The sequence below is a fragment of the Marinobacter sp. NP-4(2019) genome (genome assembly GCF_003994855.1).
GTDB lineage: Bacteria > Pseudomonadota > Gammaproteobacteria > Pseudomonadales > Oleiphilaceae > Marinobacter.
Genome location: NZ_CP034142.1, coordinates 1,625,635 through 1,651,977 on the forward strand (window position 1 = coordinate 1,625,635; position 26,343 = coordinate 1,651,977).

Annotated in this window: 25 protein-coding genes and 1 pseudogene; 19 read left to right on the forward strand and 7 right to left on the reverse strand. The window is 57.2% G+C overall.

What is annotated here, in order from left to right; all coding sequences use genetic code 11:
* Nucleotides 1–3 precede the first annotated feature (3 nt).
* From EHN06_RS07400 to EHN06_RS07410, 3 genes are all read left to right on the forward strand, one after another.
* Nucleotides 4–1,410 (forward strand): mannose-1-phosphate guanylyltransferase/mannose-6-phosphate isomerase, encoded by a 1,407-nt coding sequence (locus EHN06_RS07400; RefSeq protein WP_127331577.1) that lies wholly within the window; start codon nucleotides 4–6, stop codon nucleotides 1,408–1,410.
* A gap of 61 nt (nucleotides 1,411–1,471) precedes the next feature.
* Nucleotides 1,472–2,878 (forward strand): hypothetical protein, encoded by a 1,407-nt coding sequence (locus EHN06_RS07405; RefSeq protein WP_127331579.1) that lies wholly within the window; start codon nucleotides 1,472–1,474, stop codon nucleotides 2,876–2,878.
* Complete coding sequence (locus EHN06_RS07410) at nucleotides 2,850–3,227, forward strand: hypothetical protein (RefSeq protein ID WP_127331581.1); 378 nt, start codon at nucleotides 2,850–2,852, stop codon at nucleotides 3,225–3,227. The genes EHN06_RS07405 and EHN06_RS07410 overlap by 29 nt, the downstream gene beginning before the upstream one ends.
* Nucleotides 3,228–3,286: 59 nt before the next feature.
* Here the strand turns inward: EHN06_RS07410 and EHN06_RS21680 are convergent, their stop codons facing one another.
* Complete coding sequence (locus EHN06_RS21680) at nucleotides 3,287–3,835, reverse strand: cold-shock protein (RefSeq protein WP_127331583.1); 549 nt, start codon at nucleotides 3,833–3,835, stop codon at nucleotides 3,287–3,289.
* Nucleotides 3,836–4,051: 216 nt separating this feature from the next.
* Here EHN06_RS21680 and EHN06_RS07420 point away from each other — a divergent pair, with 216 nt between their 5' ends.
* Nucleotides 4,052–4,270 carry a SlyX family protein gene (locus EHN06_RS07420; protein WP_127331585.1) on the forward strand — a complete coding sequence of 73 codons (219 nt, stop codon included), beginning with the start codon at nucleotides 4,052–4,054 and terminating at the stop codon, nucleotides 4,268–4,270.
* Nucleotides 4,271–4,272: 2 nt separating this feature from the next.
* Here EHN06_RS07420 and dapE read toward each other — a convergent pair whose 3' ends face one another.
* The 6 genes from dapE to map are packed head-to-tail and all read right to left on the reverse strand — an operon-like array spanning nucleotide 4,273 to nucleotide 11,411.
* The gene (gene dapE, locus EHN06_RS07425) at nucleotides 4,273–5,409 is read right to left on the reverse strand and encodes a succinyl-diaminopimelate desuccinylase (RefSeq protein ID WP_127331587.1); all 1,137 of its coding nucleotides are present in this window, start codon (nucleotides 5,407–5,409) and stop codon (nucleotides 4,273–4,275) included.
* On the reverse strand, nucleotides 5,396–6,424 hold the full coding sequence (dapD, locus tag EHN06_RS07430) for a 2,3,4,5-tetrahydropyridine-2,6-dicarboxylate N-succinyltransferase (RefSeq protein ID WP_127331589.1): 1,029 nt from the start codon (nucleotides 6,422–6,424) through the stop codon (nucleotides 5,396–5,398). Before dapD ends, dapE begins: the two co-directional genes overlap by 14 nt.
* A 27-nt stretch (nucleotides 6,425–6,451) precedes the next feature.
* Nucleotides 6,452–6,799 carry an ArsC family reductase gene (locus EHN06_RS07435; protein ID WP_127331591.1) on the reverse strand — a complete coding sequence of 116 codons (348 nt, stop codon included), beginning with the start codon at nucleotides 6,797–6,799 and terminating at the stop codon, nucleotides 6,452–6,454.
* Entirely contained in the window at nucleotides 6,796–7,998 is a 1,203-nt protein-coding gene (gene dapC / locus EHN06_RS07440; RefSeq protein WP_127331593.1) for a succinyldiaminopimelate transaminase, read from the reverse strand. Before dapC ends, EHN06_RS07435 begins: the two co-directional genes overlap by 4 nt.
* Entirely contained in the window at nucleotides 7,995–10,640 is a 2,646-nt protein-coding gene (locus tag EHN06_RS07445; RefSeq protein ID WP_127331595.1) for a [protein-PII] uridylyltransferase, read from the reverse strand. The genes dapC and EHN06_RS07445 overlap by 4 nt, the downstream gene beginning before the upstream one ends.
* Nucleotides 10,641–11,411 carry a type I methionyl aminopeptidase gene (gene map, locus EHN06_RS07450; protein ID WP_127331597.1) on the reverse strand — a complete coding sequence of 257 codons (771 nt, stop codon included), beginning with the start codon at nucleotides 11,409–11,411 and terminating at the stop codon, nucleotides 10,641–10,643. It lies immediately after the preceding gene.
* 251 nt (nucleotides 11,412–11,662) lie between these two features.
* On the opposite strand from map, the gene rpsB reads away from it, so the two are divergent.
* From rpsB to rnhB, 15 genes and pseudogenes are all read left to right on the forward strand, one after another.
* Nucleotides 11,663–12,415 carry a 30S ribosomal protein S2 gene (gene rpsB, locus EHN06_RS07455; protein WP_127331599.1) on the forward strand — a complete coding sequence of 251 codons (753 nt, stop codon included), beginning with the start codon at nucleotides 11,663–11,665 and terminating at the stop codon, nucleotides 12,413–12,415.
* Nucleotides 12,416–12,504: 89 nt separating this feature from the next.
* The gene (gene tsf, locus EHN06_RS07460; protein ID WP_127331601.1) at nucleotides 12,505–13,374 is read left to right on the forward strand and encodes a translation elongation factor Ts; all 870 of its coding nucleotides are present in this window, start codon (nucleotides 12,505–12,507) and stop codon (nucleotides 13,372–13,374) included.
* A gap of 186 nt (nucleotides 13,375–13,560) precedes the next feature.
* Nucleotides 13,561–14,289 carry a UMP kinase gene (gene pyrH / locus EHN06_RS07465; protein ID WP_127331603.1) on the forward strand — a complete coding sequence of 243 codons (729 nt, stop codon included), beginning with the start codon at nucleotides 13,561–13,563 and terminating at the stop codon, nucleotides 14,287–14,289.
* Nucleotides 14,290–14,360: 71 nt separating this feature from the next.
* Nucleotides 14,361–14,918, forward strand: coding sequence for a ribosome recycling factor (frr, locus tag EHN06_RS07470; protein WP_127331605.1), 558 nt, complete (start codon nucleotides 14,361–14,363; stop codon nucleotides 14,916–14,918).
* 66 nt (nucleotides 14,919–14,984) lie between these two features.
* Nucleotides 14,985–15,755: a polyprenyl diphosphate synthase gene (gene uppS, locus EHN06_RS07475; protein WP_127331607.1), complete on the forward strand. Its 771-nt coding sequence runs from the start codon at nucleotides 14,985–14,987 to the stop codon at nucleotides 15,753–15,755.
* A gap of 22 nt (nucleotides 15,756–15,777) precedes the next feature.
* Nucleotides 15,778–16,617: a phosphatidate cytidylyltransferase gene (locus EHN06_RS07480; RefSeq protein WP_127334381.1), complete on the forward strand. Its 840-nt coding sequence runs from the start codon at nucleotides 15,778–15,780 to the stop codon at nucleotides 16,615–16,617.
* Between the two features lie 8 nt (nucleotides 16,618–16,625).
* On the forward strand, nucleotides 16,626–17,801 hold the full coding sequence (gene ispC / locus EHN06_RS07485) for a 1-deoxy-D-xylulose-5-phosphate reductoisomerase (RefSeq protein WP_127331609.1): 1,176 nt from the start codon (nucleotides 16,626–16,628) through the stop codon (nucleotides 17,799–17,801).
* Nucleotides 17,802–17,848: 47 nt separating this feature from the next.
* Nucleotides 17,849–19,198, forward strand: coding sequence for an RIP metalloprotease RseP (gene rseP, locus EHN06_RS07490; RefSeq protein ID WP_127331611.1), 1,350 nt, complete (start codon nucleotides 17,849–17,851; stop codon nucleotides 19,196–19,198).
* Between the two features lie 43 nt (nucleotides 19,199–19,241).
* Nucleotides 19,242–21,560: an outer membrane protein assembly factor BamA gene (bamA, locus tag EHN06_RS07495; RefSeq protein ID WP_127331613.1), complete on the forward strand. Its 2,319-nt coding sequence runs from the start codon at nucleotides 19,242–19,244 to the stop codon at nucleotides 21,558–21,560.
* 43 nt (nucleotides 21,561–21,603) lie between these two features.
* On the forward strand, nucleotides 21,604–22,101 hold the full coding sequence (locus tag EHN06_RS07500; protein ID WP_127331615.1) for an OmpH family outer membrane protein: 498 nt from the start codon (nucleotides 21,604–21,606) through the stop codon (nucleotides 22,099–22,101).
* Nucleotides 22,102–22,164: 63 nt separating this feature from the next.
* A complete protein-coding gene (gene lpxD, locus EHN06_RS07505; RefSeq protein ID WP_127331617.1) occupies nucleotides 22,165–23,190 on the forward strand; it encodes a UDP-3-O-(3-hydroxymyristoyl)glucosamine N-acyltransferase in 1,026 nt (341 codons plus the stop codon).
* 11 nt (nucleotides 23,191–23,201) lie between these two features.
* Nucleotides 23,202–23,639 (forward strand): 3-hydroxyacyl-ACP dehydratase FabZ, encoded by a 438-nt coding sequence (gene fabZ, locus EHN06_RS07510; protein ID WP_127331619.1) that lies wholly within the window; start codon nucleotides 23,202–23,204, stop codon nucleotides 23,637–23,639.
* Nucleotides 23,639–24,430, forward strand: a complete 792-nt coding sequence (lpxA, locus tag EHN06_RS07515; RefSeq protein WP_127331621.1) for an acyl-ACP--UDP-N-acetylglucosamine O-acyltransferase — start codon at nucleotides 23,639–23,641, stop codon at nucleotides 24,428–24,430. Before fabZ ends, lpxA begins: the two co-directional genes overlap by 1 nt.
* Nucleotides 24,431–24,447: 17 nt before the next feature.
* A pseudogene (gene lpxB, locus EHN06_RS07520) lies at nucleotides 24,448–25,625 on the forward strand (lipid-A-disaccharide synthase).
* Complete coding sequence (gene rnhB / locus EHN06_RS07525; protein WP_127331623.1) at nucleotides 25,622–26,299, forward strand: ribonuclease HII; 678 nt, start codon at nucleotides 25,622–25,624, stop codon at nucleotides 26,297–26,299. The pseudogene lpxB and the gene rnhB overlap by 4 nt, the downstream one beginning before the upstream one ends.
* The last annotated feature ends 44 nt before the right edge of the window (nucleotides 26,300–26,343 follow it).

The following is a 26,343-nucleotide window of genomic DNA, read 5'->3' on the forward strand; positions in this document are numbered from 1 at the left end:
CACATGCTTGCAGTGATTCTTTCCGGTGGCTCAGGAACCCGGCTGTGGCCACTTTCCCGTGAGGCGTACCCGAAGCAGTTTTTGCCGGTGGTCTCCGATGACTCCCTGTTGGCAGAAACCATTGAGCGCGGTCTCACAGTGGATAACAGCGCCCGGGTGATGGCCATCACCAATGAGGACCACCGTTTTGTTGTCGCTGCCCAGCTTCAGGCCCAGGCATCCGAGCGTACGGCAGGCATCATTCTGGAGCCGGTTGGTCGCAACACTGCACCCGCGATTGCGTTGGCTGCCCTGGCCGCCGCCGAGGATAATCCGGAAGAATTGCTTCTGGTGATGCCTTCCGATCACGTGCTGAAAAACCTGACAGCATTTCGTGAGGCTGTGGAGAAGGGCGCCGAAGCGGCCCGTTCCGGTAAGCTGGTTACGTTTGGCATTGTCCCCGCCTCGCCGCACACCGGCTATGGCTACATCAAGGCGGGTGCCCAGAAAAATGGTTATCAGGAGGTTGCCGCCTTCGTAGAGAAGCCGGACGAGCCAACGGCCGAGCGCTACCTCGCCGAAGGCGATTACTTCTGGAACAGCGGTATGTTCCTGTTCCGGGCGGATCAGTACCTGCGGGAACTGGAAACCCACCAACCGCAGATGCTGAAGGCCTGCCGCGAGGCCTGGGAGCAGAAGCAGGCCGATATGGATTTCACCCGCGTCGGCAAGGCCGCCTTTGAGAGTTGCCCGGATGATTCCATCGATTACGCCGTAATGGAGAAGACCCGCGACGCCGTGGTCGTGCCATTGAACGCCGGATGGTCGGATGTGGGTTCCTGGTCCGCGCTCTGGGAGATCCAGCCGCAGGACGGGCAGGGTAATGTGTGTCGTGGCGATGTCATTACCGAGGATGTCTCTGGCTCCTATATCCACTCTGAGGGGCGTTTGATTGCGGTCCTGGGCGTTAGTGATCACGTTATCGTGGAAACCGATGATGTGGTGCTGGTGGCCGATCGCAATCGCGTCCAGGACGTTAAAAAACTGGTGGCCAAAGTGAAGGCCCAGGGGCGGCTGGAGCACCGTTTCCATAAAAAGGTCCACCGGCCCTGGGGCACCTATGAGGGCATCGCGATGGGGGAGCGCTTTCAGGTCAAACGGATTACCGTGAATCCCGGTGCCTCTCTCTCCCTGCAGAAACACCACCACCGGGCGGAGCACTGGGTGGTGGTCAAAGGCACTGCGACGGTGAACAGGGGGGAAGAAACCCTGTTGTTGACGGAAGACCAGTCCACCTATATTCCGCTGGGCGTGACGCACCGGCTGACGAACCCCGGCGTGATCCCGCTTGAGCTGATCGAAGTCCAGACCGGGAGCTATCTGGGCGAAGACGACATTGTCCGCTTTGAGGACACCTATAACCGCGTTTGATTGAACCGATTTACGAATCCGGCTGCCCGGGATGGGCGGCCTCAAGCAAAGGAGATGCTGAATGGAAGACTGGCAGGGATGCCTGAGCCCCTTGTGTCAAACCGCCCTGCAACGGGCGCGGGATCATGTGGCCCACCGCGGTGGTTTTGCAATTACTGTTGAGGATTTTCTTCTCGCACTGCTTGAGGGGGAGTCGGTGGTGGCCGGTTTCCTGAAAGCGCGGGGCGTCGATCTGGACGAGCTGGTCAGAACCGTCCAGTGTGAACAACCCATTGTTACCGAAGTCGGTGGTGAAGGCAGCCTCTCCTCGCAGCTGCTGTACTGGTTCTCCTCTGCTCGCGAACTCTCTGATGCGCCCTGGCTGGATTGGCCCGTCCTGTTCTCTACGCTGGCTGGCAATGCCGAGCGACTTCAGGAAAAGGCGTATGTCTCTGTTCTGGAACTGGTGGGCGAATGGCCGCTGTCTGGCTGGAGTGAGGAGGCTGAGGCCGGTGAGAGTCCTGATCACATTCCCGTTGTCGTCAGTGACCTGAAATGGCTGTCCCTGGCGGAGGAGGTTGCGGTAACGATTGCTGCTGCACCCGACGCCTTGATCTGGCTTCGGGGGGATCGGGGGACAGGCAAATCCTCCTGGTTGCAATCGTTGCTACCTTGTCTTGAGAACGGGTATGTGGAGCTGGATCTGCGGCGGGAGTCGGAACTGATGGCCAGTGATCACCCGGCCGTTCCAACTGGCCATGTGGCTCAAAGGGATTGGCCAGTACTTATCCTCGATAATGTATCCCCGGCGGATGCCGTTATCCTGGCCGGTCGCCGGGACAGCTTTGCCGCACAGTTGGTGCTGTCATGGCAGGGGGCGCTGCTGTTGCTGGGGCCGTCTGTTCAGGAATCCACCGGAGCTGTAACGCAACTTGAGAGCTGGCTCGGTCGTTCCATGGATATCTTCGACATGCCTGATTGTGGATATGCCCAGAAGAAATCCGTTTTGATCGCCCACCAGCCGGCCATTGAGAAGCATTGGAATATACGTCTGTCCGGCACGGCTATAAATTATGTGGCCGGGTGCAGGAGCCGGGCAGTGGGATCTCCCGGAGGCATGCTCCGGTGGGTTGAAAGGGCTGCCGCCAGGCTTAGCCTGTACGCAAGCCGTGGCCCGGTTGATGCAGTGGTGTTGGCCGGCCAGATGGACACCTTGCGCCGGCAATGTCTGGTGTCGCTTGCCCGCGACGAACCGTTGGAAGAGCTGGAAAGCAGCCTGACGCAGTTGGAAATCGAGAGGGCGGCCGTCGAGGTAGCCTGGCATGAGCGAGAGGCACTCGGCACTTTGCGTACTCTGACGGTGGAGGATTTACAGCAGGAACTTGAACGTTGGGTTGCAGCCCGTCCCGGCCCGGTTCACTATGTTGTCCATTGTGATCATGATGGGGGAGAAACAACGGGTGCAGGACCTCGAAATATACATTCGTGACCTGAAGCCTCTGGCGGCTTCGGAGTGGTTATCCGGTCACCTGGACCAGCTTGAGCTGGATGACCAACAGGTCGATGCCGGGGCCATCAAGGGGCGGGCTCTTTACGAAGGTGCAATCGTCAACATCAGCCTGTATCCGGGTGCTTCCGGTAAGCGCTATACCTGTCTGGTACTCGAAGGTGCGTCGTTGCCCTGGGATTCTGATCTGGCGTTCGCCCGCAGTGCCTGGCGGGCAATGGATACGGAAGTGCGTTGCAGCCCTGGGGACTGGAAGGAGGGCGAGCCGGTTGAGGATGAGAAATGGTGGCGCCTGGATGCCAGGGGCGAACAACTGGTGGTCTGGAATTGAGGGATGCCAACGAAAAAGGGGCAGCCGTACGGCTGCCCCTTTTCTTACATCCGGCGTGATCAGTCGCTCAGAATGGACACGTTATCGGCTTGCAGGCCTTTATCAGCTTCAACAACGTTGAAACGGACAAGCTGGCCCTGACGCAGTACACGACGGCCACGGCCGCGAATGGCGCGGAAGTGTACGAAGACTTCGTCACCGCTGTCGCGAACGATGAAGCCAAAACCTTTCTTCACGTTAAACCACTTAACTGTGCCTTCCTCATCGCCTTCGGGGCTGGTGTCGTCAAAGTCTTCGCCGTCATCGTCATAGTTCTGGCTGGACGGGCGGGACTGAGCAGAGCCGGAGCGCTTGGCGCCTTGCTTGGCGGCAAACGCCACGGTCAGGAAGCCGGCTACACCAAAAAGCACAACAGCGATGACGTAGGCAGTAATGCCCTGGGCGCTGCCAAGGATGAACGGGGTGTTGGTTGCCAGTTCACTGGATCCGGATTTTGACAGAATCTGGAACACTTCCGGGGTAAAGCTTACCAACAGAAAACCGAGGATAAACGGTGACGGAATCGCGATCAGGAGAGCAACAAGGATCGCTTTGGCTGGATTACGCATTGACTGAAATTTCTCCATTACTTTTTAACGCTAACGATAAAGAGCCGGATATCGGGTAAAATCGCCTATCCGGCCGGTGATAACCGCCAAAGTGACCGACAAAAACGGGCCTTGGCGGGCAAAAGCGGCATGATACCAGATAACGGGGAGTGCTGACCAAGCAAGTGGCCGGTCAGATACATGAATCACAGGGTTTGCGGAGAACCGTCACAACCAATGACAAATAACGAACTGGAAACACGACTGGATGAGCTTGAAACCCGGCTGGCGTTTCAGGATGACCTTATCAACACCCTGAGCGAGCAGGTGGCCCGGCAGGAAATGGATATTCGCGAACTGTGGGAGGCCAAACGGCTTCTGAACAAGCAGTTGAAGGAAGTGTCACCGTCAAACATCAAGCGGGAAGACGAGGAAACCCCGCCCCCGCATTACTGATCTCATGCCAGCAGTTCGACCAGGACCTGTTCGTAGATTTCCGACAGGGTATCCAGGTCAGCCGCTTTTACGCACTCATCCACCTTGTGAATGGTGGCGTTGATCGGGCCCAACTCAACCACCTGGGCGCCAGTGGGCGCAATGAAGCGGCCATCGGAGGTGCCACCGGAGGTGGAGAGTTCCGTTTCCCGACCGGTCACTGTACGGATAGCATTTTGGCTGGCGGATACCAGCGCCCCACGATCCGTCAGGAATGGACGGCCGCTCAGATGCCACTGCAGGTCATACTTGAACCCGAACCGGTCCAGAATCGCAACCACGCGCTCTTCCAGGCTTTCCGCTGTGTTTTCCGTGCAGTAGCGAAAATTGAAATGCACCAGGCATTCACCGGGAATGATGTTACTGCCGGTACCGGCCTCCACCTTGGTGATCTGGAAGGTAGTGGGCGGGAAGAAGTCATTGCCATTGTCCCAGAACTCCCGGGCCAGGGCATCCAGTGCCGGTGCAACGGAATGTACCGGGTTCTCAGCCAGATGCGGATAGGCGACATGGCCCTGGACACCGTGAACGGTCAGGTAGCCGTGCAGTGAGCCGCGTCGACCGTTCTTGATGACATCTCCCACCTCATGGGTGCTGGACGGTTCACCGATCAGGCACCAGTCGATCTTTTCGTTTCTGGCTTCCAGGGTTTTCACTACCTTGACGGTGCCGTCCTTGGCCGGGCCCTCTTCATCACTGGTGATCAGCAGGGCAATGGAGCCCCGATGGTTCGGGTGCTTCGCCACAAACCGTTCACAGGCGGTCACAAACGCAGCCAGACTGCCTTTCATGTCCGCGGCGCCACGGCCGTACAGGTAGCCATCCTGTATCACCGGCTCAAACGGTGGGTGAGCCCAGTTTTTCTCGGGGCCGGTGGGGACAACATCGGTATGGCCGGCGAATGCCAGCACCGGCCCCTCTGTGCCCTTGCGGGCCCAGAGGTTATCGGTGTCGCCAAACCGGAGTGATTCGCCCTCAAAGCCAAGTTCGGCCAGGCGGGACATCATCAGTTCCTGGCAGCCGGCGTCATCCGGGGTGACGGATCGCCGGCGGATCAGGTCGATCGCCAGATCGAGCGTTGGAGAATTAGTTGTTTGCATGCAGTTCTTCGTTCAGCTCGATCGCGGTTTTGTGGGACTTGCACTCGACGGCACCGGTCTGGCTGTTGCGGCGGAACAGCAGGTCAGGCTTGTTGGCCAGGTCGCGGGCCTTGATCACTTCCACCAGCTCGTTGTTGTCGTCCAGCAGTGCCACCTTGGTGCCGGCGGTGATGTACAGGCCAGCTTCCACCTTGCAGCGGTCACCCAGCGGAATGCCGATGCCGGAGTTGGCGCCAATCAGGCAGTTTTCGCCCACCGAAATAATGATGTTACCACCACCGGACAGGGTGCCCATGGTGGAACAGCCGCCACCCAGGTCCGAGCCCTGGCCAACCATGACGCCGGCGGAGATGCGGCCTTCGATCATGCTGGTGCCTTCGGTGCCGGCGTTGAAGTTGATGAAACCTTCGTGCATCACGGTGGTGCCTTCGCCCACGTAGGCGCCGAGGCGAACCCGGGCGGTGTCGGCGATGCGTACACCCTTGGGAACCACGTAATCAGTCATCTGTGGGAATTTGTCCACGGACTTCACTTCCAGGATACGATCCTCCAGGCGGGCCTTCAGCTGGCGCTCGGACAGTTCATTCAGGTCGATCGCGCCTTCGTTGGTCCAGGCCAGGTTGGGCAGCAGGCCGAAGATGCCGTCCAGTTTCACACCATGGGGTTTGGCCATACGGTGGGAAATCAGGTGCAGCTTCAGGTACACCTCGGGGGTGCTGGAAGCGGTGTCATCGGTTTCCAGGATGGTGACCACTACCGGGCGGGTGCTTTTGGAGGCTTTTTCAGCCAGGCTCGCCTGCTCGGTGTTCCCCACCTGACGCAGCGCCTCGGACAGGGCATTCAGATCGTCACCGGTGACCTGAAGTGCCTGGTTTCCGCCCTTGTAACCGAGCGAATTGCCCGCCACCTCTATCAGGCTGTTATCGGGTGTCATCACCGGCTGCTGATAAAACACTTCCAGCCATTCGCCCTGGTTGTTCTGGGTGCCGATACCGATACCGAATGCAAAACTCATCAGGTGGTTGCTCCTATTGTCTCAGATTCATTCTTGGGAAAAACGGGTGGCCCATTCGTTGGCATCGAAGCCAACGCTGACAGCCCCTTCGTGTTCGACCACGGGCCGTTTGATGATGGAAGGGTTCTCTAACATGATGTCATGGGCGGATTGGGCATCCATGGTATCACGAACATCCTCGGGAAGTTTGCGCCAGGTGGTCCCGCGCCGGTTTAGCAAAGTTTCCCAGCCGACAGACTGTTCCAGGCGTGAGAGCAGGGTGCCATCGAGCCCGTCTTTCCTGAAGTCGTGAAAATCGTAGGGAACGCCTTGTTCATCCAGCCATTTGCGGGCTTTCTTGACCGTATCGCAGTTCTTGATGCCGTAAATCTTCATGCCTTGTTTGCCTTTACAAATTCCACAATGCGCTTCGCGGCCTCGACGCACTCTTCCAGTGGTGCGACCAATGCCATGCGAACCCGGTTCTCGCCCGGGTTGTGCCCCTCCACGGTGCGGGAGAGGTAGCGTCCCGGCAGCACATGAACATTCTGCTGGGCGGACAGCTCTCGGGCGAAGGTTTCATCATCCATCGGAGTCTCTGGCCAGAGGTAGAAACCGGCGTCGGGATAGTCAACGGACATGACCTCCCGCAGGATGGGCACGACGGCTTCGAATTTCGCGCGGTAGGCGGCGCGGTTTTCCCGCACATGATCCTCATCCTGCCAGGCGGCAATACTGGCCAGCTGGTTGTGGATGGGCATGGCGCAGCCGTGATAGGTGCGGTACTTCAGGTAGCCTTTCAGGATCTTTGCGTCACCCGCCACAAAGCCTGAGCGCAGGCCGGGCAGGTTGCTTCGCTTGGAAAGACTGTGGAAGACCACGCAGCGTGAAAAGTCGTGCCGACCGATGGCCGCGCAGGTCTGCAGCAGGCCTTCCGGCGGCCGGGATTCGTCCGGGTAGAGTTCGGAGTAGCACTCGTCCGAAGCCACAATGAAGTCATGGCGGTCCGCCAGTTCAATGACTTTGACCAGCGTTTCCCGGGGTACCACGGCGCCGCTGGGATTGCCCGGTGAGCAGAGAAACAGCACCTGGCAGTCCCGCCAGACGTCGTCGGGAACTCGGTCGAAATCCGGAATGAACCCGTTACTGGCGTCGCACGGCAGATAGACGGGCGTCGCACCGGCGAGAAAGGCTGCGCCCTCGTAGACCTGGTAAAACGGGTTCGGGCTGACCACGGTGGCCGGCCTGCCGGCATCCACCACGGCCTGAACCAGGGAGAAGATGGCTTCCCGGGTGCCATTGACCGGAACAATGTGGTCACTGGCGGACAGGCTGCCCGGCTGCAGGTCGAAACGGCGGGTCGCCCATTGACTGATGGCCTGGCGCAATTCGTCGGTCCCACGGGTGGTGGGGTAGTTGGCCAGTTTGTCCAGATTGTCCGCGATGACCTGCTTTACGAAGGCCGGTGACGGGTGTTTGGGCTCACCGATACCCAGGGAAATCGGTGCCAGGTGTTCGGGCACGGAGAGGCCGGCCTTCAGTTTGGCCAGTTTTTCAAACGGGTAAGGGTGTAATCGGTCCAGGTTGGGATTCATTGAGTGTCGTCCAGCATTGTACGAAGGTCTTCCTGCAGGGCCTGACAGACGGCAGGATCACTGATTTGCTCGCCTTGTTCGTTGGTGACGAAGAATACGTCTTCCACGCGCTCGCCCAGGGTGGCGATCTTGGCGTTGGTCAGTCTGACGCGATGCTCAAGCAGGACCTGGCCCACCCGCGCCAGCAGTCCGGGGCGGTCCGGGGTGATGACTTCAATCACCGTGCGCTGATTGATGGTGTCATTGGACAGCGTGACCTCGGTGGGAAAGGCGAAGTGCTTGAGCTGTCTGGGTGTGCGGCGATGGATGATGTCGGGATAGTCCTCGGGATCATCCAGTTCCTCGATAAGTCGTTGGCGTACCCGGTCCTTGCGGGCCGGATCAATGCCCAGGGGTTTGCCCTTTTCATCCAGTACTACATAGGAGCTGATGGAGTATGGGCTCTCACTGGAGCTGATCCGGGCGTCGACGATGTTGAGGTTGAGCTGTTCCAGTACGGCGGTGGTCGCAGCGAACAGGGCAACGCGGTCCCGCATGTAAATGATGATCTGGGAATAGCCATCCGTTGGGCCGCCGCGGGTATCGCGAATCAGCACCAGCGGGTCGGGATTGTCGCCGTGACGAATGATGGCCGCGGTCTGCCAGGCGATATCGACCGTGGAGTCCTGAAGGAAATAGTCTTCGTCCAGGGTGCTCCAGATGCTGTCGATCTGCTCGTCCGTCATGTTCTGGGCATGGAGGATCTCCCGGGCTTCTGACTGTGTTGCCCGCACCCACTCCTGGCGATCGACCGGGGTTTCCGAGCCCCGGCGCAGTGCTCGCTTGGTTTCGATATAGAGCTGGCGCAAGAGGGATGCGCGCCAGGTATTCCAGAGCTTGGGGTTGGTGGCGCTGATATCGCACACCGTGAGTACGTACAGGTAGTCCAGGTGCGCCTGGCTGGGGACGGACTGGGCGAAGGCGTGGATGATGTCCGGGTCGGAAATGTCCTTGCGCTGGGCGGTCATGGACATCAGCAGGTGATTTTCAACCAGCCAGGAAATCAGTTGGGTGTCACGCTCACTGAGGTGATGGCGTGCGCAAAAGTCTTCCGCGTCAATGGCCCCCAGTTCCGAGTGGTCGCCGCCGCGGCCTTTTGCGATATCGTGATAGAGGCCGGCGATAAACAGGGTTTCCAGCTTGGGCAGGCGGTGAATCAGCCGGGACGCCAGGGGATACTCTGTGCGCGCCTCCGGGCTGGTCAGTCGGGCCATGTTGCGGATAACCCTCATGGTGTGGGCATCCACGGTGTAGATATGGAACAGGTCGTGCTGCATCTGCCCGATGATCTGGCCAAATTCCGGCAGGTAGCGGCCCAGCACGTTGTACTTCTTCATGGCGGACAGAGTCTGGTCCAGGGCGTGAGGCGTTCTCAACAACTCCATGAACAGGGAGGTCACCGCCAGGTCGGAGCGGAAAGCATCATCAATCAGGTGGCGGTGCGCCCGCAAAGAGCGAATGGTGGTGGCCCGTATGCCCTTGATTTCCGGGTGCTGCGCCATCAGCACGAAGATCTCCATGATGGAGTAGGGGGCGTAGGCGAACACCTGATTGTTCACCGCTTCAATATAGCGGTTACGAATCTGGAAGCGCTTGTTCAGCGGCTGTATGTCATCGGCATCGCCGGCGCCAAGTATCGCTTCGTCATAATACTGCAGGATAACGTCGGCCAGCTCCGCCAGGGCCAGCACGGTGCGGTAGTACGACTGCATCATAAGTTCGACGCCCAGTCGCTTGCCCTCATCTTTATAGCCCAACATCTCTGCCAGGGCGCGCTGATGGTCGAACAGCAGTCGGTTTTCATTGCGGTCAGCAATCAGTTGCAGGCCATACCGCAGGCGCCACAGGAACGTCTCACCCTGAAACAGGATCTGGTGTTCTTCCTCGGTCAGGATGCTGAAGCGGGTCAGATCGGCAATGTTCTGCAGGCCAAAATGGCGTTTGGTGATCCAGCCGATGGTCTGTATATCGCGGAGGGCACCTGGTGAGCCCTTGACGTTGGGTTCCAGGTTGTACTCGGTATCGCCGTATTTATTGTGACGCAACTGCTGCTCTTCACGTTTGGCGATGAAATACTCACGGTCCGAGCTGACGTCATCGGCATAGACCTGCTCGCTGAGGATTTCCCGTAGCTCGTCGGGGCCAGCGATAGTGCGGGTTTCCAGCAGGTTGGTGAGGATGGTGATATCCTCGCGGGCTGCGGCCTTGCTTTCCTCAATGCTGCGCACACTGTGGCCAATGTCCAGCTTCAGGTCCCAGAGCAGGGTGATAAAGGCGCCCAGATCTTCCTGCCACTCTTTGCGGATACCATTGCGAGTCAGTATCAGCAAATCAACATCTGAGTGAGGGTGGAGCTCGCCGCGACCATAACCGCCAACGGCCACCAGGGAAATGTCAGTGGAGGTCGAGAAAGGATAGCGGTTCCAGATCAGCCGCAGGGTGGTATCCACCGTGTCGGCCCGGGAGTGAACCAGGGCTCTGACGTCCGCTCCCTGGCGGAACGCTTCCGCATCCGCATTGTACCGCTCCCGTAGTAACTCGCGGGCGGCGACTACGGGAGAGATGTCGTTGCTGATGCGGGATTCGAGCTCGCTTCGGTCCACCTAGAAAGACTCTTCCGTACGTTTTGTCAGGACTTCGCAACCGTCGGCCGTCACCAGGAGGGTGTGTTCCCATTGGGCCGATAGCTTGTGGTCCTTGGTGACCACGGTCCAGCCGTCCGGCAGCAGTTTGGTGTGGTACTTGCCCTGATTGATCATCGGTTCGATGGTGAAGGTCATGCCTTCCTGGAGCTCCAGGCCAGTGCCGGGCTTGCCATAATGCATGACTTGTGGCTCTTCGTGGAAGACCTTGCCAATACCGTGTCCGCAATAATCCCGAACCACCGAGTAGCGGTGCTTCTCAGCGTGCTGCTGGATCACGTGGCCGATATCACCCAGGCGTGTACCCGGCTTGACCAGTTCGATACCTTTATAGAGGCATTCCTGGGTAATCTTGATCAGCCGTTCCGTGCCCGGCTTGGGTTTGCCGACAATAAACATCTTGCTGGTGTCACCGTGATACTCATCCTTTATAACGGTGACATCGATGTTCATGATGTCTCCGTCTTTCAACACCTTCTTCTCGGAAGGGATGCCGTGACAGATGACGTGATTGACCGACGTGCAAATGGACTTGGGGAAACCCTTGTAGTTCAGGGGAGCCGGAATCGCTTTTTGCACATTGACAATATAGTCGTGACAGATGCGGTCCAGTTCTTCGGTGGTAACGCCGGGCTTGACGTACTCCCCGATCATCTCAAGAACCTCTGCCGCCAGTCGGCCGGCGACGCGCATCTTTTCGATTTCTTCCGGAGTTTTGATGGATACCTGCATTGGGCTTCCCGTTGATGTGTATCAAACCGGCATTTTAAGGGGGAGAGGAGCTGGGTACAAGGAACGTTGATGGCAAAAATAATGGCGTAGCACGGCCGATTTATGGTATAAACGCGCCCGCTGGAAACAAATCCGGCAAATTCACACACGTGTCGACACGTTGTCCCAGGGTGCCATCTCCTGTTTTAAGGTGAATGGTTGGGTCAATCGGACGCGTGGAGGACTAACCCGAAGCTAAAAAGGTAAATATCATGGCTCAGGTAAATATGCGTGACCTGCTCAAGGCAGGTGCTCACTTCGGTCACCAGACCCGTTACTGGAATCCGAAAATGTCGAAGTTCATCTTCGGCGCCCGCAACAAGATTCATATCATCAACCTGGAACAGACCGTTCCTGCCATGAACGAAGCTCTCAAGTTCGTTCAGCAGCTGGCAGAGAACAAGAACAAGGTTCTGTTTGTTGGTACCAAGCGTGCCGCAGCGAAGATCGTGAAAGAAGAGGCCGAGCGCGCAGGTCAGCCCTACGTAAATCACCGCTGGTTGGGTGGCATGCTGACCAACTACAAGACGATCCGTCAGTCGATCCGTCGCTACCGTGACCTGGAAGCCCAGAGTCAGGATGGTACTTTCGACAAGCTGACCAAGAAAGAAGCCCTTGAGCGTACCCGTGAGATGGACAAACTCGAGCGTTCCATCGGCGGTATCAAGGACATGGGCGGCCTGCCGGACGCTCTGTTCGTGATCGACGTTGACCACGAGCGCATCGCCATCAAGGAAGCCAACAAGCTGGGCATTCCTGTTATCGGTGTTGTTGATACCAACAGCGATCCTGACGGTGTTGATTACGTAATCCCGGGCAACGATGACGCCATTCGCGCTATCCAGATTTACGTGAAGGCCGTTGCCGATACCTGCATCGACGCAGCTCAGTCTGCCGGTGCTGGCGCTGACGAGTTTGTTGAAGTCAGCGAAGATGCTGAAGGTGCTGCTCCAGCCGCTGAGTAATGCTTTCCCTTCAGGTTTGAGATGTAGGGTGTGCCCGTGAACAACCCCGGGCGCACCTCCCCACCGAATTCGGAACAAGAGGATTGAACATGGCTGCAATTACCGCTGCAATGGTCAAAGAGCTGCGTGAGCGTACCGGCCTTGGCATGATGGAGTGCAAGAAAGCACTGGTAGAAGCTGGTGGCAGTGTTGACGCTGCTATTGAAGAGCTGCGCAAGTCTTCCGGCCTGAAAGCCGCCAAAAAGGCAGGCCGTACCGCCGCTGAAGGCGTATCTCTGATCAAGATTTCTGACGACAATACCGTTGCCTTCATCCTGGAAGTCAACTCCGAGACCGACTTTGTTGCCCGTGATGACAACTTCATCAACTTCGCCAACGACGTCCTGGAAGTTGCCTTCGAAAAGGGTGAGACCGACGTAGCCAAGCTGATGGAAGGCGATCTGGAAGCCAAGCGTGAAGCGCTGGTTCAGAAGATTGGCGAGAACATCACTGTACGTCGCATCGTTAAGGTTGAAGGGCCGGTTGTCGGTGGCTATGTCCACAGCAACAACAAGATCGCTTCCGTTGTTGCCCTGACTGCTGGTGACTCCGAAGTTGCTCGTGATATCGCCATGCACGCTGCCGCTGTTAACCCACGGGTTGGCAAGCCGGAAGACATGCCTGCCGATGAGCTCGAGAAAGAGAAAGAAGTCATCAAGGCCCAGCCGGACATGGAAGGCAAGCCTGCTGAAATCGTCGAGAAGATGATGGGCGGCCGCATCAAGAAGTTCCTCAAGGAGAACAGCCTTGTTGAACAGCCTTTCGTCAAGAACCCGGACCAGACTGTGGGTGAACTGATCAAATCCGTTGGCGGCGAGCTGGTGGGTTTTGTTCGTCTGGAAGTCGGTGAAGGTATCGAGAAGGAAGAAGTGGACTTTGCTGCCGAGGTTGCTGCTGCAGCCGGCACCAGTAAGGCCTGATCCTTCTGATTGGCGCTGCAGCCCTTGAGTTGCAGTGCCACCTGAGTCTGCCACGTCAGTTGGGGTGACCCGGCTTTCGTGGCGGGCTTGTATCTGAGATACCCCTTTTTGTTGAGGAGTATGTCAGATACAAGCCTGCGAAGCTTGTCGCGCCAGAAGCAGCCAACAGACGAAAAGGGGATCATCATGCCGACATCATCGAAAACCCAGCCAAGATATAAGCGTGTTCTGCTCAAGCTCAGTGGCGAGGCCCTGATGGGTGAGCACGATTTCGGTATTGATCCCAAAGTTCTTGATCGCATGGCACTGGAAATTGGTGCTCTCATCGGTATTGGTGTTCAGGTCGGTCTGGTGATCGGCGGTGGTAACCTGTTCCGTGGCGCGGCCCTGAACGCGGCCGGTATGGACCGGGTAACCGGCGACCATATGGGCATGCTGGCAACGGTGATGAACGGCCTGGCCATGCGCGATGCCCTTGAGCGCTCGAACATTCGTACCCGTGTCATGTCGGCCATTCCCATGAGCGGTATTGTTGAGCACTATGATCGCCGTCGCGCTGTTCGCGACCTGAAAGATGGCGATGTGGTGATCTTCTGTGCTGGCACTGGCAACCCCTTCTTTACCACTGATTCCGCAGCCTGCCTTCGTGGTATCGAGATTGAGGCGGATGCGGTTCTCAAAGCGACCAAGGTGGATGGGGTCTACTCGGCGGATCCCCATATCGACGCCTCTGCAGAAAAATACGACCATCTGACCTATGACGAAGTGTTGGACAAGAAGCTGGGTGTGATGGACCTGACAGCGATCTGTCTGGCCCGTGATCATGGTATGCCGCTGCGGGTGTTTGATATGAATCGCCCCGGCGCACTGACTCGCATCGTGACCGGGGAAAAAGAAGGTACACTGATCGAATAAAGTGGTTGATCCGGTCGGCAGTTAGCGGCCGGAGAACGGACTGACATGAAAAACGAATTGAGGATGCTCCAGTGATCAATGACATCAAATCCGAAGCTGAGAAGAAAATGAAGAAGAGCATCGACGCTCTGCACTCAGCCTTCAATAAAATCCGTACCGGTCGTGCCCATCCGGCCATTCTCGACAGCGTCATGGTGAACTACTATGGCCAGGAAACGCCTTTGAAGCAGGTTGCCAGTGTAAATGTCGAAGACAACCGCACACTGACTGTTTCACCGTGGGAAAAGAACCTCGTGCCGGCGATTGAAAAGGCAATCATGACCTCGGACCTGGGCCTGAATCCGGCGACCAGCGGCGATATCATCCGCGTACCGATGCCCATGCTGACCGAAGAAACCCGCAAGGAAATGGTCAAGCAGGCAAAAGCCGACGCTGAACACGGCCGGGTCTCTATCCGTAATGCGCGCCGTGATGCGAACTCCATGTTGAAAGACCTGCTCAAAGAAAAGGAAATCAACGAGGACGAAGAGCGCAAGGGCGAGGAAGAGATCCAGAAACTGACGGATCGCTACATTGCCGACGTCGAAAAGATGCTTAAAGCCAAAGAAGAGGACTTGATGGCTGTCTGATCAGCCTCATCTCTTTCGGATAAAACGAACAGCCGATGCCGATCCATCGGCTGTGCAGGGGACTTCATGACGGAAACTGTATCCGCAGAGATTCCGGTGTCGGCTGATGGTCGGCCCCGGCATGTGGCCATTATCATGGATGGTAACAATCGCTGGGCGAAAGAGCGCCAGTTGAAGGGGGTAGCGGGCCATAAGGCGGGCGTGAATGCGGTCAAGTCTGTTGTGGAGACCTGCGCCCGTGAGGGCGTCGAGGTCCTCACCCTGTTTGCCTTTTCCAGTGAGAATTGGCGGCGGCCAAAAGACGAAGTATCGGCCCTGATGCGTCTCTTCCTGTTCGCTCTGGAGCGGGAGGTAAAAAAACTCCATCGCAACAATATCCGGCTACGGATTATTGGTGACCGGACGGCGTTCAGCCCCGCGTTACAGGAACACATGGAGAAGGCGGAAGAGCTCACCCGCCATAACACCCTGATGACATTGGTCATAGCTGCCAATTACGGTGGTCACTGGGACATAACGCAGGCAACCAGGCAGGTTGCGGAGAAGGTCCGGGCAGGGGAGTTGGAACCGTCGGATGTGACCGATGGCCTGATTCAGCAACATCTCTCAATAGGCGACTTGCCCATGCCGGACCTGATGATCCGGACAGCGGGCGAGCAACGCATCAGCAATTTCATGCTTTGGCACCTGGCATACACTGAGCTGTACTTTTCCCCGGTTTACTGGCCCGACTTCCTTGAGGACGAAATGAAGGAAGCGCTGAAGGCCTATGCCGGCCGGCAGCGGCGATTTGGCCAGACCGACGACCAGATTGCCAGCCGCCAACCGGAACAATAACGACAAGACAGCGAACTTTATTGTGCTAAAAACCAGAATCATAACTGCGCTTATCCTTGCTCCTATTGCCATTGGCGGAATCTTCTTTTTACCGCCGCTGGGTTTTGCCCTGTTTACCGGTGCCATCATCACCATTGGTGCCTGGGAGTGGGCCAACATGTCCGGGGTAACCGCCCCGGTAGCCCGTGTGGCCTATGCCGGCGTGGTTGCCGCCGTCCTGTACGCATTACTCGATGTGCCTGCTGTTGCCGTACTCTGGCTGGCTGTTATCTGGTGGGTCGTCTGTTTCCTGATGGTGCGTAGTTACCCGAAAGGGGCCGATCATTGGGGGGCGTTACCTGTGAGGGCGATCATGGGGTTGTTGGTACTGGTTCCGGCGTGGGTCGGGTTAAATCACCTGCGGACTGGGACCTTCCAGTTTGGTGATGTTGCCAACAACTTGCTCGTAATCCTTTATGTGTTCTGTGTGGTCTGGGTTGCTGATATTGGTGCCTATTTCGCAGGCAGGGCATTTGGCAAAGCCAAGCTGGCCCCACGAGTCAGCCCGGGTAAGTCCTGGGCGGGTGTCTGGGGTGGCCTGGCAGCGGTGGCGGTCTTTGCGGTCATTGTCAGCCAGCTGGCCTCAGCGTCCGTTGATCAGACAGTGCTGTTGGTGATTGCGAGCCTGGTGACCGGGTTGGTGTCTGTGTTGGGAGACCTTCTGGAAAGCATGCTCAAGCGTTTTCGCGGTATCAAGGACAGCAGTCAGTTGCTTCCGGGGCATGGTGGTATCATGGACCGTATTGACAGCCTGACGGCCGCCATCCCGGTTTTTGCGCTGATCATAACCCAACTCGGCTGGCTGGCGGCTGGTAACTGGTGAGCGGTTTTATGCGCCATATAACCATCCTTGGAGCTACGGGATCGATCGGCCTGAGCACACTGGATGTGATTCGCCGGCACCCTGAGCGATTTCGTGTCCATGCCCTCACTGCCAGTACCCGGGTTGAGGACATGGCGATCTTGTGCCGTGAATTCCAGCCCGCCTATGCCGTCATGGCGGATGCTGACGCGGCAAATCAGCTGGCGGACGCGATTCCGGAACTTCCGACGACGGTACTGAGTGGCGAGTCGGGGCTTTGCCAGGTAGCCAGTTCCAGTGAAGTGGACACGGTAATGGCAGCCATCGTGGGGGCCGCCGGGCTTCCCCCAACCCTCTCTGCGGTACGGTCGGGCAAGCGCGTACTGTTGGCCAACAAGGAAGCGCTGGTCATGTCCGGCCGGTTGTTCATGGATGCGGTGGCCGAGTCTGGCGCGGAGCTGCTTCCGATCGACAGTGAGCATAACGCGATTTTTCAGTGTATGCCGGCGGATCGGATTCGGGATCCCGAAGGGGCGGGTATCACCCGTATCCTGCTCACCGCGTCGGGTGGCCCGTTTCGGGAACACTCTGAAGAGGACCTTAAAAGGGTCTCTCCGGCACAAGCCTGCGCCCATCCCAACTGGTCCATGGGACAGAAAATCTCCGTGGATTCCGCCACCTTGATGAACAAGGGGCTTGAGCTGATAGAAGCTTGCTGGCTGTTCAACACCGATCCTTCGCGGATCGAGGTACACGTTCATCCCGAGAGTATTATCCATTCGATGGTCGAGTACGCCGATGGGTCGGTCCTGGCGCAATTGGGTAGCCCCGATATGCGGACACCCATTGCCAATGGCCTGGCCTGGCCGGAGCGAATTGATGCCGGGGTGGCACCGCTGGACCTGTTCTCTATCGGCCGCTTCCATTTCGAGCGGCCGGATATGCAGCGGTTTCCCTGTCTGAGGTTGGCGGCAGAAGCTTTCCAGTCCGGCGGGACGGCTCCAGCCGTATTGAATGCCGCCAATGAGGAGGCGGTTGCAGCGTTTTTGGCTGGTGCCCTTTGCTTTACCGATATCCCCGTTATTATAGAGCGCACCCTGACGGCAACCGAGGTAGTATCTGCCGACAGTTTTGAAACCATATTCGCGAAAGATGCTGAAGCCCGCAGGTTTGCCCGGGAACAGATACGATTGCTGACTGTCTGATTTACGTCGTCGGATTGTTGGAATGATCGCCAACTATTGAGAGCGTTATGCAACTAGTTCAAACCGTTCTGGCACTGGCTCTGACATTGGGCATACTGGTGACCCTTCATGAGTATGGTCATTTCTGGGTGGCCAGGCGCTGTGGGGTCAAAGTACTGCGTTTTTCCGTTGGTTTCGGGAAGCCGATGTTTTCCTGGTATGACCGTCACGGTACAGAGTTTGCGATTGCCGCCATCCCCCTCGGCGGCTACGTCAAAATGCTGGATGAGCGCGAAGGGCCGGTTCCTGAGGAGCTTCGTGACCAGGAATTTACCTCCAAGCCTCCTTCCCGACGGATTGCCATTGCCGCTGCCGGGCCAGTCGCGAATTTCCTCTTTGCCATTGCTGCTTACTGGTTGCTGAGTGTCGTCGGTTTTACGACTGTGGCGCCCATCGTTGGCGATGTGAAGCCGGATAGTGTCGCGGAGCGCATGGGACTGGTTGAGGGAATGGAGATCCACGAAGTGGATGGCCGCAGAGTGACTTCGTGGCGGGATATCAACATGCGTCTGCTTGAGCGGGCAGGTGAGCATGGCGATGTGGTTCTGACTGTCAGCGACAGTGGCAGCCGTGGAGAGTTGTCCACCTCGCTTGATGGCTGGCGTCTGAATGACGACAATCCCAATCCCCTGGGCGAGTTCGGAATTCAGCCCTGGCGACCTGCAATTCCTGCAGTGCTGGATGAAATCAGCCAGGGGGGTGCTGCAGAAGCGGCCGGGCTGCAATCCGGAGACCGGGTTGTTGCCGTGGACGGGGAGCCTGTAGAGGACTGGTTTGCGCTGGTAGACATTATCCAGAGTTCCCCCGCATCTGCATTGGTCGTAACCGTTGAGCGTGAGGGCAAGCGCCTGGACCTTCGGGTAACGCCGGAATTGAAAACCACCGACAGCGGTGAGGAAATTGGTTTTGTAGGTGCCGGTGTGGCTCAGGTAAGCTGGCCGGACGAGGTGCTGCGGGACGTACGGTTCGGTCCCTTGGCCGCGGTGCCTAATGCCATCGGCGAGACTTGGGCAGATACCCGCCTGACGTTGGTTGCGATCAAAAAGATGGTCACCGGGCTGTTGTCACCCACCAATCTCAGCGGCCCGATTACCATTGCCCGGGTCGCGGAAGCCAGTGTCAGCTCCGGCTTCGAAGATTTCATACGCTTCCTGGCTTACCTGAGCGTGAGTCTGGGGGTGCTGAACCTGCTTCCCATACCAATACTTGATGGTGGTCACATCGTTTATTACACCATCGAAGCCATCCGCCGTAAGCCGCTTTCCGAGCAGGTTCAGGCGCTTGGATTACGGATTGGTATGGTATTGATTCTCACATTAATGGTGTTTGCTCTTTACAACGACCTGATGCGGTTGTGAGAATTGCGAGCTCCTTACGCGCATTAACAGGCGAAATGACTGAATGAGACGTTCTCTTCTAGGTGTAGCCATAGGTCTGGCAATTGCCGGCACGGGCATGAGTGCAGCGCACGCTGACGAATTCACGGTTTCCGATATTGAGGTAGAGGGCCTGCAGCGGGTATCCGCAGGCACCGTATTTTCTTCCTTCCCGGTCGACATCGGGGAGCCGGTGGATGAAGCCGAACTGGCGGGAGCGATCAAGGATCTGTTCCGTACCGGGCTGTTTACGGATATTGAAGCAAGCCGGGACGGTGGTGTTCTGATCCTGACCGTTCGGGAGCGTCCTTCTATCACGTCTATTGAAATTGAAGGCAACAAGAATATTGAAACGGATATGCTCATGGATGCGCTGTCCGGAGCCGGGCTCGAGGAAGGTCAGGTGTTTCGCCGGGCTACCCTGGAGCGTCTGGAGCTTGAGATCCTTCGATCTTATATCAGCCAGGGGCGTTACAACGCCCGGGTAAAGGCAACGGCAGAAGAATTACCCCGCAACCGGGTCGCCATCCGTCTTGAGATCAATGAAGGGGATGTGGCGGCCATCCAGCACATAAACATTATCGGCAACGAAAACTTCAGTGATGAGGAATTGCTGGACCTTTTCGAGCTGAGAACCAGCAGCTTGTGGAATTCCATTACCAATGCCGACAAATACGCGCGGGAACGACTCAGTGGTGATCTGGAGTCTCTGAGATCATTTTACCTGGACCGTGGTTATCTGGACTTCAACGTGGAATCCAGTCAGGTATCGATTTCACCGGACAAGCAGCAGGTCTTCATAGCGATTGCGCTGAATGAAGGTGCCCAGTATACGGTGTCGGACGTGCAGCTTCGGGGTGAACTGATTGTCGATGAAGAGGAGCTTCGCGAGCTCATCAACATCGAAGAAGGCGACATTTTCTCCCGCTCCACCATGACGGCCGTCTCCGAGCGCTTGTCCCGTCGCCTGGGTCGTGAAGGATACGCCTTCGCTAACGTTAATGCCGTTCCTGAGCCCGCCGCTGACAACACCGCCTCAGTGACTTTCTATGTGGAACCCGGCAAACGTGCTTATGTCCGACGGGTTAACTTCGAAGGTAACGTATCGACCCGCGACGAGGTTCTGCGCCAGGAAATGACGCAGATGGAAGGCGGTGTGGCGTCTACCGACCGTATCGAGTATTCCAAGACAAAACTGGAGCGGCTGGGCTTTTTCCAGACGGTGGACGTTGAGACCACCCCGGTTCCCGGTACCGATGACATGGTGGATGTAAACTATTCCGTCGTCGAGCAGCCTACAGGTAGCCTGTCTGCTTCGGTGGGCTTTTCTCAGGCCTCCGGTGTGATACTGGGCGCCAACGTGTCGGAAAATAACTTCTTTGGCAGTGGCAAGCGGGTGTCCTTCGGGGTCAATGTCAGTGACTCCATCAAGAGTGCAAACTTCTCCTATTCCGATCCTTACTACACGGTGGATGGCGTTAGCCGGGGTTTCAGTGTGTTTGCCAGGGAAACGGACTTTGAAGAGCAGGATATTTCTTCCTACCTGCTGGATGAATATGGTGGCCGGCTGAGCTTTGGATATCCGACTGACAGCATAACCCGTCTCAATTTTGGCGCTGGCTACACCTTGTCCAAAATCAAGAAGGGGGTATTCACCTCACAGGAAGTCCGGGATTTCATTGAAGGGGAAGGAAACGATTTCCATAATTACTTCCTCTTTGGTTCCTGGCGCCGCAGCACCCTGAATCGTGGCGTATTGCCCACCGATGGCTACAGTCACTCACTGTCAGCCGACGTGGCGGTTCCCGGAAGTGATTTAACCTTCTACAAGTTAAGCCATAAAACCGATTTCTATCAGCCGTTGAATGAAAATCAGACCTGGATTCTTCGGGGACGCACAGAGCTGGGTTATGGTGATGGCTACGATGGCCGTGATGTGATGCCGTTCTATGAGCATTTCTACGCCGGTGGCTATGGTTCGGTTCGCGGGTACGAAGCGAACTCCCTTGGACCGCTGGCGACAAACAGCACCAATGACCTGTCAGACCCTGATCCGTTTGGTGGTAGTGTCTTGACAGAAGGCAGTCTCGAATTGATCTTCCCGACGCCGTTTGCGGGGGATAGCCGTTCCATGCGTACGGCATTCTTTGTGGACGCTGGCCAGGTGTTTGATCCGGACAGGGATTTTGACCCCGCTGCAGATGAGTTGAGGTTGTCAGCGGGTGTCGGGTTCCAGTGGATCACCGCTGTTGGTCCGTTAGCCTTCAGTCTGGCCAAGCCGCTGAACGATAAGAGTGGTGACGAGACACAGGTCTTCCAGTTCTCACTGGGGCAGACCTTCTGATCAGTGGACGATGTAAAAAATAAAGACACAGAGGAGAAATACCATGTTCCGATTAGCAGCAATGGCCGCCATGCTGGCGGTGGTTGTGTCTTTCCCGGCAGCGGCAGAGACCCGCATAGGCGTCGTTGATCTTCGCCAGGCTTTGTTTTCTTCCAACGAAGCGAAAGCCTTCAGTGAGACACTGCAGCGGGACTTTTCCGACGATGAGGCGGAGGTTCGCCGTGCCCAGGAGGAGGCGAGGAAGCTCAAGGAGCGCCTCGAAAAAGATGGCGCGATGATGAATGAATCCGAGCGCAACAAGCTGGCAACGGAATTCCAGGAAAAGGTAAAAGAGTTCAATTTCCTGAAGCAGCGCCTTGATTCCACGGTTGCAAGCCGTAAACAGTCCTTCCTCGAGAACGCCCGCCCTGATGTGGATGCCGCGGTTCAGGAGCTTCTTGAAGAGCACGACCTTGATCTGATTCTGCCCAGCGAGGCCGTGGTGTACGTGAAGCCGGAAATGAACCTGACAGACGAACTGCTGGATAAACTGAACCGCTGATCGCGCCTGGCTTCGGTCCGGTATCAATGGCAGGCCGGGCCACCTTACCTTGTGGAGTAAGTGATGACAGAGAGTTGTTTCCGGCTGGGGGAGATCGCTGCTGAACTCGGGGCAGAACTCCGGGGAGATCCGGATACCATGATTCATGGTTTGGCCACGTTACAGGCCGCGACCTCCGGGCAGATTACGTTCCTGGCCAATCCCTCCTATAGCCGATACCTGAAAGAAACCCATGCGTCGGCCGTTATCCTGTCACCCTCGGCCGCTGGTGATTCTCCGACCAATGTCCTGTTACTGGACAATCCTTATCTCGGATATGCTCGCCTCAGTCACTGGTTTGATCCCGCGCCCCGTCCGCAGCCTGGAGTTCACCCGTCTGCGGTTGTGGATCCGTCTGCCAGGGTGTCTGAAACGGCGTCCATAGGCCCCCAGGCGGTGATCGAAGCGGAAGTCGAGATTGGGGATCATGTGGTTGTCGGTGCCGGTTCCATCATTGGCGCCCGTTGTCGTATAGGCGGTCAGACGGTATTACGTCCTCGCGTCACCTTGGCTCACGATATCGTTGTGGGGCAGCGTTGCCATATTCTCAGTGGCGCGGTGATTGGCTCTGATGGCTTCGGATTCGCCAACGAGAAGGGCGCCTGGCATCGCATTGCCCAGATCGGCAGAGTGGTTCTGGGTGACGACGTAGAGGTAGGCGCGAATACCACGATTGATCGGGGTGCCCTGGACGACACGGTGATTGGCAACGGTGTCAAACTGGATAACCTGATTCAGATAGCACATAACGTAAGTATCGGCGACCACAGTGCCATGGCTGCCATGGTCGGGATTGCCGGCAGTACCCGAATTGGCCGGCACTGTGTATTCGGTGGCGCATCCGGTGTTGCCGGTCATCTTGAGATTGCAGATCAGGTACATCTCACGGGGATGACCCTGGTGACGGGCGATATCCGTGAGCCGGGTGTGTATTCTTCGGGTACCAGCGCAGACAAGAACCGCCAGTGGCGCAAGAACGCAGTTCGCTTTCGGCAGCTGGATGCTATGGCGCGAAGGCTTAAAGAACTGGAAAAGAAATCAGAAGGCTGAGGCCGTTAAAGATGATGTATATTGAAGAAATTCTGGAATATTTGCCCCACAGATACCCGTTTTTGCTGGTGGATCGGGTCACCGAAATCGAGAAGGGTAAATCCATCAAGGGATATAAAAACATTTCCTTCAACGAACCATTCTTTACGGGCCATTTTCCAAACAAGCCAATCATGCCCGGAGTACTGATAATAGAGGCCATGGCGCAACTTTCAGGGGTTCTCGGTTTTGTGACCGTTGAACGGAAACCCTCGGATGGCGTGGTACAATATCTGGCTGGGTCCAGTAAGGTGCGTTTCAAGCGCCCCGTGGTGCCGGGAGACAGATTATGCATGGAATCCACCTTTATCTCTGGCAAACGCGGAATCTGGAAATTTGAGTGTCGGGCACTGGTCGATGGTGAAGTCGTCTGCGTGGCCGATATATTGACCGCTGAGAGAGAAGTTTGATGGCGACAAATGACTGGTCGGGTGTCCATCCTCAAGCGATTGTAGACCCATCAGCCAGACTGGCGGGCAACGTTACCGTTGGTCCGTGGAGCTACATTGGCCCCGATGTGGAAATCGGAGAGGGGACCGAAATCCTCTCCCATGTGGTGGTAAAAGGGCCAACGGTTATTGGCCGCAACAACCGCATATTCCAGTTCTCCAGTATTGGAGAAGAATGTCAGGACAAGAAATACGCCGGCGAGCCGACCACACTGGTGATCGGTGACAACAACGTGATCCGTGAAAACTGTACGATCCATCGTGGCACGGTCCAGGATCGTGGTGAGACTCGGATCGGCAGCGGCAACCTGTTAATGGCCTACGTCCATGTGGCTCATGACTGTACGGTTGGCGACAACACGATTCTTGCCAACTGTGCGACTCTGGCGGGGCATGTCACCGTCGGAGACTGGGCGATCCTTGGCGGTGGCACCATGGTTCACCAGTTCTGTCATATTGGCCCTCACAGCATGGCGGCCGGTGGCAGCATTGTACTCAAGGATATACCGGCCTATGTCATGGCCAGCGGTCAATCCGCAGAGCCTCACGGCATGAACGTTGAAGGCCTTCGCCGCCGCGGGTTCAGCAAGGAAGTACTGCTGACCTTGCGCCGGGCTTATAAGATTATTTACCGGCAGGGCCTGACAACCGAGCAGGCTGTGGAAGAGCTGGAGAAGTCCTACCCCGATGTGGACGAAATGCGTCCGTTGATTGACTCCCTTCGTGGTGCACACCGCGGCATTATCCGATAGTCGGGCCTGGACCGGTGATGGACCATCCCACCCCCAGGGTCATTAGCGATCGACCAGTCACATTTGGCATTGTTGCAGGTGAGGCATCGGGAGACATACTCGGTGCCGGGCTGATCCACGCCCTGCGTGCCAGATACCCTCGCGCCCGCTTTGTCGGTATCGGCGGCGAAGAGATGGAAACGGCCGGTTTCCATTCCCTGGTGCCGATGGAGCGGCTGTCGGTAATGGGACTGGTGGAGGTACTTGGCCGCATTCGCGAGCTGTTCAGTATTCGCGACCGCCTGATGGACTATTTTCTGACCACCCCCCGGATGTGGTCATCGGTATCGATTCCCCGGATTTTACCCTCGGTGTTGAGCGCCGCTGCCGGGATGCCGGCATCCCCACGGTTCACTACGTCAGCCCCTCGGTCTGGGCGTGGCGGCAGAAGCGCATCTTCAAGATCGCAAAATCCGTCAACCTGATGCTGACCCTGTTTCCCTTCGAGGCCCGATTCTACGAAGAGCACGATGTACCGGTGGCGTTTGTGGGGCACCCGTTGGCCAATCGTATTCCGATGGAGCCGGACACCGCGGGTGCCCGCCAGTCCTTCGGGCTGGACGAGAACAAGCCGGTGCTGGCGATCTTGCCTGGTAGTCGTAGTGGGGAAGTGGAGCGCCTCGGCAGTCTGTTTCTGGCGGCCGCCCATTGGATACAGGCGTCCCGTCCGGACCTTCAGCTGGTGATCCCTTGCATCAACCGTGACCGTGAAAAGCAGGTGCGCGGGCTCGTTGAGTCTCTGGAAGTGGCATTGCCAGTCACCATTGTGAGAGGGCGCTCCCGTGAGGTTATGGCGGCCTCTGACGTGGTGTTGTTGGCATCCGGAACGGCGACACTTGAAGCCATGCTGCTGAAAAAGCCGATGGTGGTCGGTTACCGGCTGAGTAATCTCAGCTACAAGCTACTATCCCGCCTGGTCAAAGTGCCCCATGTCGCCCTTCCCAATCTGTTGGCTCGTAAGCCACTGGTGCCGGAATTGCTTCAGGACGATGCTACCCCTGAGGCTCTGGGAGCCGCAGTGCTGGAACGCCTCGAGAACGAGGATGAACGAGCCCGCCTGACTGAGGCATTCACCGAGCTGCATCTGCAACTCCGCCAGAATGCGGATGAACGAGCGGCGGACGCCATCTCCGAACTGCTGGAGCGATCATCTTGAGTAAATCGCCATTACCCCCGTTCCAGTGTCATTACTCCGGCTCTCGCCTTGCGGGTGTCGATGAGGTCGGGCGGGGGCCATTAATTGGAGCGGTTGTTACTGCAGCGGTGATCCTGGACCCTGAGCGCCCGATAGCGGGGCTCGCTGATTCCAAAAAGCTGACAGAAAAGCGCCGGGAAGCTCTGTACGAGGAGATTATCGAGAAGGCCGCTGCCTGGAGCATTGGTCGTGCCGAGGCGGATGAGATTGATCGCGTGAATATCTACCAGGCCACCATGGTGGCGATGGAAAGGGCGGTCTCCGGCCTGTCTGTGGAGCCGGAGTATGTACTGGTCGACGGAAACCGCTGCCCGAAATGGCGTTGGCCTTCGGAGCCGGTTGTTAAAGGCGATTCCCGTGTTGAGGCCATCAGCGCGGCGTCCATTATTGCGAAAGTGGTTCGTGACCGCGAAATGGCCGAACTGGATAAGCAGTTTCCGGGTTATGAGCTGGCCAGACACAAAGGCTATCCCACGCCGGTTCACTTGGAGGCATTGAATCGCCTGGGCGCCACCGTTCACCACAGGCGTTCGTTCCGACCCGTGCAGGAGGCCATCGATAAGGTGGGCATGTATGAGCAGGCACCGCAGGAGAGTCTTACGTATCCCAGTGACCTGTTTGAAAATATCGATTGACAGGCATGGGGCGAATCCTTAAGATACGCGCACGTTGATTCGGG